General features: G+C 67.5%; 8 protein-coding genes. 7 read left to right on the top strand and 1 reads right to left on the bottom strand.

Going from position 1 to position 8,771, the window contains the following annotated elements; translation table 11 throughout:
• From dmpG to ACZY1G_RS09275, 4 genes are all read left to right on the top strand, one after another.
• Window positions 1-1,008: 4-hydroxy-2-oxovalerate aldolase (gene dmpG, locus ACZY1G_RS09290; protein ID WP_463822200.1), on the top strand; the 1,008-nt coding region annotated here is incomplete at its 5' end.
• A 214-nt stretch (window positions 1,009-1,222) separates the two neighbouring features.
• Window positions 1,223-1,714, top strand: a complete 492-nt coding sequence (locus ACZY1G_RS09285; protein WP_463822199.1) for a hemophore-related protein — start codon at window positions 1,223-1,225, stop codon at window positions 1,712-1,714.
• Window positions 1,715-1,844: 130 nt separating this feature from the next.
• Window positions 1,845-2,504 (top strand): PAQR family membrane homeostasis protein TrhA, encoded by a 660-nt coding sequence (gene trhA / locus ACZY1G_RS09280; protein WP_463814901.1) that lies wholly within the window; start codon window positions 1,845-1,847, stop codon window positions 2,502-2,504.
• A 16-nt stretch (window positions 2,505-2,520) separates the two neighbouring features.
• Window positions 2,521-4,596: a RecQ family ATP-dependent DNA helicase gene (locus ACZY1G_RS09275; protein ID WP_463822198.1), complete on the top strand. Its 2,076-nt coding sequence runs from the start codon at window positions 2,521-2,523 to the stop codon at window positions 4,594-4,596.
• Here ACZY1G_RS09275 and ACZY1G_RS09270 read toward each other — a convergent pair.
• Window positions 4,586-5,494, bottom strand: a complete 909-nt coding sequence (locus tag ACZY1G_RS09270; RefSeq protein WP_463822197.1) for an IclR family transcriptional regulator — start codon at window positions 5,492-5,494, stop codon at window positions 4,586-4,588. The two genes, ACZY1G_RS09275 and ACZY1G_RS09270, sit on opposite strands and share 11 nt — an antisense overlap.
• A 76-nt stretch (window positions 5,495-5,570) precedes the next feature.
• On the opposite strand from ACZY1G_RS09270, the gene ACZY1G_RS09265 reads away from it, so the two are divergent.
• From ACZY1G_RS09265 to ACZY1G_RS09255, 3 genes are read left to right on the top strand one after another with little or no spacing between them, the layout of a single operon-like run.
• On the top strand, window positions 5,571-6,698 hold the full coding sequence (locus ACZY1G_RS09265) for a hypothetical protein (protein WP_463822196.1): 1,128 nt from the start codon (window positions 5,571-5,573) through the stop codon (window positions 6,696-6,698).
• Between the two features lie 2 nt (window positions 6,699-6,700).
• Window positions 6,701-7,480, top strand: a complete 780-nt coding sequence (locus ACZY1G_RS09260) for an SDR family oxidoreductase (protein ID WP_463814905.1) — start codon at window positions 6,701-6,703, stop codon at window positions 7,478-7,480.
• Entirely contained in the window at window positions 7,477-8,628 is a 1,152-nt protein-coding gene (locus tag ACZY1G_RS09255) for a sulfotransferase family protein (protein WP_463822195.1), read from the top strand. Before ACZY1G_RS09260 ends, ACZY1G_RS09255 begins: the two co-directional genes overlap by 4 nt.
• Window positions 8,629-8,771: the final 143 nt, after the last annotated feature.

The following is an 8,771-nucleotide window of genomic DNA, read 5'->3' as shown; positions in this document are numbered from 1 at the left end:
ATGACCGACACGTCGCTGCGCGACGGCTCCCATCACAAGCGCCACCAGTTCACCCTCGACGAGGTCGGGGCGATCGTTGCGGCCTTGGATGCGGCGGGGGTGCCGGTGATCGAGGTGACCCACGGTGACGGGTTGGGCGGGTCGAGCTTCAACTACGGGTTCTCCAAGACGCCCGAGCAGGAGTTGATCAAGCTGGCCGCCGAGACCGCGAAGGAATCGAAGATCGCGTTCCTGATGCTGCCCGGGGTGGGCACCAAGGAGGACATCAAGGAGGCGCAGAACAACGGTGGGTCGATCTGCCGGATCGCCACGCACTGCACCGAGGCGGATGTGTCGATCCAGCATTTCGGGCTGGCGCGTGAGCTCGGGCTGGAGACGGTCGGCTTCCTGATGATGAGCCACACGATCTCCCCGGAGAAGCTCGCCGCGCAGGCCCGGATCATGGCCGATGCCGGCTGTCAGTGCGTCTACGTCGTCGACTCCGCGGGTGCCCTGGTGCTGGAGGGGGTGGCCGACCGGGTGGCGGCGTTGGTCGCCGAGCTCGGCGACGATGCGCAGGTGGGTTTCCACGGGCACGAGAACCTCGGGTTGGGGGTGGCCAATTCGATCGAGGCGGTGCGGGCGGGGGCCAAGCAGATCGACGGCTCGTGCCGCCGCTTCGGTGCCGGGGCGGGCAACGCGCCGGTCGAGGCGTTGATCGGGGTGTTCGACAAGATCGGTGTCAAGACCGGCATCGATTTCTTCGACATCGCCGACGCCGCCGAAGAGGTCGTCGCCCCCGCGATGCCCGCCGAGTGCCTGCTCGATCGCAACGCGCTGATCATGGGCTACTCCGGGGTGTATTCGAGCTTCCTCAAACACGCGATCCGTCAGTCCGAGCGCTACGGGGTGCCTGCGCACCAGCTGCTGCACCGTGCCGGGCAGCGCAAGCTGATCGGCGGCCAGGAAGACCAACTGATCGACATCGCCCTGGAAATCAAACGCGAAATGGACGCCGCCTCCCCATAGCCCGGCCGAATGCACACTCTGCCACGCGAACACCAGACACCGTGCACTCGACGCCGCGGGACTGACTTTTTTGGGATTTTCTGCCGGCCATCTGACCTGCGCGGACGGTGCGGGTTGTGAGTTGGGCGACGGTGCGGGGTGTTTGGCATCGGGAGCGATCGGCTAGCAGTGGGGGTGCGACTGTTTGATCGCAGACCCAAAGGAGTGATTTTTCGTGACTACCGCTAACACCGTTCGCCGTGGACTGTTCGGCATGTTCGCCGGCGGCCTGCTCGCCTTCGGATCGGCGGCGATCATCGCCCCAGTGGCCAATGCGCAGCCCGCGCCCGGGCCCGCACAGGACCAGGACTGCACGGCCAGCACCGTGGCCGGCACGGTCAGCACCGCAGCCGCATCAGAGGGCGCTTTCCTGACGGCGAACCCGCAGGCCAACGAGGCGCTGACGAAGATCGCGGCCGAGCCGCAGCCGCAGGCCAGCCAGGCGTACATGGCCTACTTCGCGGAGAACCCGCAGGTCGAGGACCAGCTCAAGGCGATTCACGAGCCAGTGAGCGCGCTCTCGGACCGCTGCGGTGTGAAGCTGGCGCCGACGCCGGTGGCACAGGCGGTGTGGAGCGCCTCCGAGCAGTCACCTGAGGTACCCGTGATGCCGGCGCCTGAGGGCGAGGCGGCAGTGCCGGCAGCCCCGGAGATGCCGACCACCTGACCGCTCTCTCAGATGTTCACCGTGTCCACGTCGTGTGGGCACGGTGAATTTCTGTGTGGAAGCTACGCTCTGGCTGCGCCGGTGCGGTCCGTCCCGGCAAGTTCGGCCCGCTCGCGACATCGGAGTCTTCTTGACCGACGGCCTATCGACCGCCGACATTCCCCGCGTCCGAGGCTGGATTCACGTCGTTTGCGCAGTGCTCGCCGCCGCCGGCGGCTTCGCCCTGCTGCAGTCGGCCGCCATCGCGACGTCACCTCAGGTGTTCTGGTCGGCTGCGGTGTACGTCTGCGCCGTCGTGGCGATGTTCACCATCAGTGCGACATACCACCGGGTGGCGTGGGCATCACTGCCCGCGGAGAAGTGGATGATGCGTCTCGACCATTCGGTGATCTTCGTGTTCATCGCCGCTAGCTACACGCCGTTCGCGTTGCTCGCGATGCCGCCCGACATCGGTGCGCAAGTGCTGGTGATCGTCTGGAGTGGGGCGGCAGTGGGTGTCGTCCTGAAGCTGTGCTGGCCGTCAGCGCCGCGCTGGGTCGGGGTGCCGCCCTATCTGATGCTCGGGTACGTCGGGATCTGGTTCGCCGGGACACTGCTCGACGGTGCGGGCGCTGTGGTGGTGGCGCTGCTGATCGCCGGAGGCGTGCTCTACAACATCGGCGCCGTGCTGTACGGGCTCCGATGGCCCAATCCGTGGCCGAGGACGTTCGGCCATCACGAGTTCTTCCACGCCTTCACCGCCGCCGCGGCCGCGTGCCACTTCGCCGCTATCTGGCTTGTCGTCGGCTGACGGCACGATGGGGGCCATGGTGACCCGAAACGACGCGCAAGCGATCCTCGAGCAGTTGGCCGGGCCGGGCGCGCGCCTGCGTGACGACCAGTGGACGGCGATCGAGGCGCTGGTGGTGCACCGGCGCCGGGCGTTGGTGGTGCAGCGCACCGGCTGGGGCAAGTCGGCGGTCTATTTCATCGCGGCCACCCTGCTCCGTCGTAGGGGCCACGGTGCCACGGTCATCGTCTCGCCCCTGCTGGCGTTGATGCGCAACCAGGTGGCGTCCGCGGAGAAGGCGGGGGTGCGGGCCGCGACCATCAACTCGAGCAACATGACCGACTGGGACGGTATTCAGGCAAGGGTTCGCGACGGCGATCTCGATGTCCTGCTCGTCAGTCCGGAGCGGTTGAACAATCCCGAATTTCGCGACGCGGTGCTGCCGGAGCTCGCGCGCGACGCGGGCCTCGTCGTCGTGGACGAGGCGCACTGCGTCTCGGACTGGGGCCACGACTTCCGCCCCGACTACCGCCGCATCCGCACTCTTCTCGCCGACCTCGGCAGCGACGTTCCCGTGCTCGCCACGACCGCCACCGCGAACGACCGGGTGGTCGCCGACGTGGCCGCTCAGCTGGGCGTCGGCGGTCGCGACACGCTCGTGCTGCGCGGCGGTCTGGACCGGGAGTCACTACGCCTGTCGGTCGTCACCGCGGGCAACCCCGCTCAGCGCGCGGCCTGGCTGGCCGCTCACCTCGGTGAGCTGCCCGGGTCCGGCATCGTCTACACGCTGACCGTCGCCCAGGCGCACGACGTCGCCGCCCTGCTGCGTGAGCGCGGCTATCCGGTCGCGGCCTATACGGGCTCCACCGAGGCGGCCGAGCGGGAGCAGCTCGAAGCGGATCTGCTGGGAAACCGCGTCAAGGCGCTGATCGCCACGTCGGCGTTGGGGATGGGGTTCGACAAGCCCGATCTGGGGTTCGTGGTCCACCTCGGTGCGCCGTCATCGCCGATCGCGTACTACCAGCAGGTTGGCCGCGCTGGACGTGCGACCGAGCGTGCCGAGGTGATCCTGTTGCCCGGCCACGAGGACGCCGATATCTGGCGGTACTTCGGATCGCTGGCCTTCCCGCCGGAACAATTGGTGCGCAAGGTGATTCGCGAGCTGGATGGACAGCGTCCGCTGTCGACGGCGGCGCTGGAGCCGCTCGTCGACCTCAACCGTTCCCGGCTGGAGATGGTGCTCAAGGTCCTCGACGTCGACGGCGCGGTCCGCAGGGTCAAAGGTGGCTGGATCGGCACCGGGGTGCCCTGGGAGTACGACGAGCAGCGTTATCGGACGCTCGACGAGGCGCGCCGCCGCGAACAGCAGGCCATGCTCGACTACCAGGTGACGCAGGGCTGCCGGATGGCGTTTCTGCGCGGCCAGCTCGACGATCCGACGCTGAACCCTGACGAACGCTGCGGCCGCTGTGACAACTGCACCGGTGATCGCGTCAGCGGCGATGTCGCTGCCGCAGATGCCGAGCAGACCCGCGCCGCGCTGATGCGGCCCGGGGTCGAGTTGGCGCCGCGTAAGCAGTGGCCGACCGGGCTCGCCAAACTGGGCATCGAGCTGTCGGGCCGCATCACCGACGGGCCGTCGTCCGGTCGCGTGGTCGGGCGGCTCACGGATCTGGGGTGGGGCGCACGGCTTCGTACGCTGCTCGACGGCCCGGACGCCCAGGTGCCCGACGACGTGGTGGGCGCGGCGGTGAAGGTGCTCGCGGCGTGGGACTGGAAGGTACGCCCGACAGCAGTGATGGCGCTCGACTCGGCCACGCACCCGCTGCTGATCTCGTCGCTGCGCGTTCGGCTGGCCGAGCTGGGGCGGCTCACCGACCTCGGCACTCTGCGCTACGCGCCCGATCATCGACCGGTCAGCGCGGCCAACTCGGCGTACCGGGTCGCGGCGCTGTACGGCGCATGGTCGGAGCCCGACGCGCTGCCCGAGAGTCCGGTGCTGCTCGTCGACGACCGCACGGACACCGGGTGGACGATGACGATGGCCGCGCGCGTCGTACGGGCGGCCGGCGCTTCCGACGTGCTGCCGTTCGCGCTGGCCGCTACGTCGTGACCAGCAGGCGGCCGGGTCGGACCCCCCCGAGCTGGCCGGTGACCGCGTCTGCGGCGGCCACGACTGCCCGTGCCCGTTCGCCGATCTCGCGCTCGCTCAACGCCGTACCGATGTGCATCGAGGCCACCATGGCCTGACGCTGATGCTGGTCGAACACGGGGGCGGAGATCACGCTGATGTCGTGACGGCCCGCGCGCCTGTCCTCTCGCAATGACACACGCTCGCCGATGTCGGAGACCAGTTCGCCGAGCAGGGCGCGCAACTCGCCGGGCAGCGTCGCGGACATGCCGGCCATCAATGCGTACAAGCGCCGGCCCGCCGGGGTTTGTCGTTCCACCAGGTAGCCGTCCGCGCGGCACGCGGTGATCACCCGGTGCAGCCGCTGGGTGTCGGTGCGCAGCGGGATCGTCGGCTCCTTGGCCAACCAGGCCTGCGCCGCGAGGTCGTCCCACAGCACGAACATCAGTCCGACCGGCGGGGCGAACGGATAGCTCTGTCCCACCTCGACGCCCGGGTGCGCGCCGGGCGGGCTGACCAGGTCGAGCACGGTGATCCGATCGTCGACCACCGCCGACAGCGCGGCGGTGACCCCGAACCCCGTCGACAGGCGGCGCAGCTCGTCGCGTGCGGCCGGGCTGACCCGCATCGCCTCCTGAGCCCGGTGGCCGAGCGTGATCAACGACGGTCCCAGCCGGTAGGTCTTGTCGGTGTCGTCGCGCACCAGATAGCCGGCCTCGGCGAGCGAGGTCGTGATGCCCAGGCAGGTCGGCTTGCTCAGACCGAGGCGCCGCGCCAGTTCCGAGACACCGAAGCGTTCCGTCGGGTGCGCACCGAGGAAATCGAGGATCGCGATGACTCGGTCGGTCGGCGGCGACACGCGGCGAGGGGTGGGGGCCACATGCTGCACGGTACATATATGGAACGCTGCGGTCGATATATTGACTCCTGCTAGAACGCGTTCTAGTTTCAGGGTCGTGCACGCGCAGCCGTTGATCGACGCCATCGCCGAGGCCGAGGCGCTCGTCGTCGCCGCCCCGTTCATCGAATCCGAAGCCGACCTCCTCGAAGGTCTGCAGTACTTCGCCGGATGTGTGGCGGCATGCACGCACGTGGCGTTCGACTACGACCGGGACCATCCCTTCCTGCACAGCGGGACCGGGCCGTTCACCAAGATGGGCCTCGACAACCCCGACACTCTGTACTTCGGAACCCGCGTGGTGCCGGGCCGTGAGTACGTCGTGACCGGGCGTCGTGGCACGACAACCGATCTCAGCTTCCAGATGCTCGGAGGCGAGTACACCGACGACAACGTCCCCGACAGTGAGACGGCGTTCGACGATCGCGAACTCGACATCGCGCCCGACGGTACCTTCGAGTGGCGCGTGGTCCCGAAGTCGCCCGCGCAGTTGGTGATTCGCGAGGTCTACAACGACTGGTCCGCACAGCGCGGCACGTTGGCGATCGCGCGCACCGACACCGCGGGAACCGCGCCGCCGCCGCTGACTCCCGAGCTGATCGAGAAACGGTTCGCGGTCGCGGGCAAGCAACTCGTGCAGCGGGTCAAGACCTGGCTGCAGTTCCCGCAGTGGTTCTACGACACGCTGCCGGTCAACACGATGGTCCCGCCGCGGCTCACCCCGGGCGGGTTGGCCACCCAGTACTCGTCTGTGGGTCACTTCGACCTGGGCCCAGACCAAGCCATGGTGATCACCGTGCCGGTCTCGGATGCGCCCTACATGGGCTTCCAGCTGGGCAGCCTCTGGTACATCTCGCTGGACTACATCAATCACCAGACCTCGTTGAACGGCACTCAGGCGCAGGTGGATCCGGACGGCTTCATCCGCATCGTGGTCTCCGATGCGAACCCCGGGGTGACCAACTGGGTCGAAACACTCGGCCACCGCAAGGGTTACCTGCAATTCCGGTGGCAGCGGGTGTCACGGCAGATGACCGAGGCCGACGGTCCCACAGTGGCCGTGATGGGCGTCGACGACGTCGCCGACGCGCTGCCGTACCACAGGGACAACGTGATCTCTTCCGATGACTGGCGGGCGCGAATCGCCCTGCGCCAGGAGCAGATCGGCTACAGGATGGTGGGATAACGATGGGCATGCTCGAAAACAAGGTCGTCCTCATCAGCGGCGTCGGCCCGGCGTTGGGCACCACGCTCGCGCGTCGATGTGCCCAGGAGGGCGCCGACTTGGTGTTGGCAGCGCGCACCGTCGAGCGGCTCGAGGGCGTCGCCGCGGAGATCGAGGGCATCGGTAGACGAGCGGTCTCGGTGGGCACCGACATCACCGACGAGTCGCAGGTCACCAACCTGGTCGAGAAGTCACTCGAATCCTTTGGTCGGGTGGACGTGCTGATCAACAACGCGTTCAAGGTGCCGTCGATGAAACCGTTGGGCAAGACCAGCTTCGACCACATCCGGGAGACGTTCGAGCTCACCGTCCTCGGCGCGCTCCGGCTGATCCAGGGGCTGACGCCGGCGCTGGCCGAGGCCAACGGTTCGGTGGTGAACGTGAACTCGATGGTGGTGCGGCACTCCGATCCCAAGCAGGGCGCCTACAAGATGGCCAAGTCAGCGCTGCTGGCCATGTCGCAGTCGCTGGCGAGTGAACTCGGCGAGCAGGGAATTCGTGTGAATTCTGTTCTGCCGGGCTATATCTGGGGCGGAACGCTGCAGGGTTACTTCGAGCACCAGGCCGGCAAGTACGGCACGACGGTCGATGAGATCTACAAGGCCGCCGCGGTGAACTCCGACCTCAAGCGGCTGCCCACCGAAGACGAGGTGGCCTCGGCGATCCTGTTCATGGCCAGCGACCTGTCCAGTGGGATCACCGGCCAGGCGCTGGACGTCAACTGCGGGGAGTACAAGGCGTGACTTCTTCCTCCCGGACCAACGTTGGCACCGTCGAGGACCTGCATGCCTCGGCGGTGAAGGCCTGCGGGCTCGATGATTTCGGCAGCGACGACGACAATTACCGCGAAGCTCTGGCCGTCCTGCTCGAGTCCTATCAGCGCGACGCCGACCTGACCGAGTTCGGCAGCAAGATGCAGCGGTTCTTCGTGCGCAACGCACTGGTGGCCCGGCTGGTGTCGGAGGCGGCCTTTGCGCAGTACCCCGAGCACGCCGACGTACCGATCGAACGGCCGATCTTCGTCACAGGACTGCCCCGTACGGGTACCACGGTCGTGCATCGGTTACTGGCCGCCGATCCTCGTCATCAGGGTCTGGAGCTGTGGCTCGCCGAGTTCCCGCAGCCCCGGCCGCCGCGCGACACCTGGTCGCAGAACCCGGTCTTCCAACAGCTGGATGCACAGTTCGCCAAGGCGCACGCGGAGAATCCGGACTACACCGGCCTGCACTACATGACCGCCGACGAGGTGGAGGAGTGCTGGCAGCTGCTACGCCAGTCTCTGCATTCGGTGAGTTACGAGACGCTGGCTCATCTGCCGACCTACTCGCAGTGGCTGGCGCGGCAGGACTGGACGAAGCCGTACCAGCGGCACCGCAAGAACCTCCAGCTGATCGGGCTCAACGACGTCGGGAAGCGTTGGGTACTCAAGAATCCCAGCCATCTGTTCGCGTTGGATGCGCTGTTCGCGACCTATCCCGACGCGCTGGTGATCCAGTGTCACCGGCCGGCGGAGACGATCATGGCGTCGATGTGCTCGCTGGCGCAGCACACCACCGAGGGGTGGTCGAACAGCTTCCACGGCAGGGTCATCGGCGAGGACTCGCTGGAGACATGGTCTCGCGGGTTGCGGTTGTTCAGCGCCGAGCGGGCCAGGCACGATCCGGCGCAGTTCTACGATCTCGACTACTTCGCCCTGATCAAGGATCCCGTGGCGGTCGTGGAGGACATCTACCGGGCGTTCGGTATCGAGTTCACCGACGAGGCGCGCCACGCCGTTGCGGCGACCCATGAGAAGAGCCAGCAAGGTCCGCGCGCCCCGAAGCACACCTATTCGCTGTCTGACTACGGGCTGACCGAAGAGCAGGTCAAAGCCCACTTCGCCGGCCTGTAACTACGCCCAAACCAACGTTTGGGCGCAGTTGTTCGAGTGAAACACGCCATTTCGTCGTGTTCGGTACGGGCACGCGACGCCCAGGCATCAGGCCCGCCCAGGCGCCGTTAGCGGTTGGTCGCATGCCGAGATCGACGATATGG

The organism is Mycobacterium sp. IDUB_5 (assembly GCF_055419565.1).
Note: the sequence above shows the minus strand (reverse complement) of the source record. Positions and strands in the feature narration are given on the sequence as shown.

Bases quoted from the DNA above. Each gene is read 5' to 3' on its own strand.
- ACZY1G_RS09275 (WP_463822198.1), top strand. From the start codon at position 2,521: ATGGTGACCCGAAACGACGCGCAAGCGATCCTCGAGCAGTTGGCCGGG.
- ACZY1G_RS09260 (WP_463814905.1), top strand. From the start codon at position 6,701: ATGGGCATGCTCGAAAACAAGGTCGTCCTCATCAGCGGCGTCGGCCCG.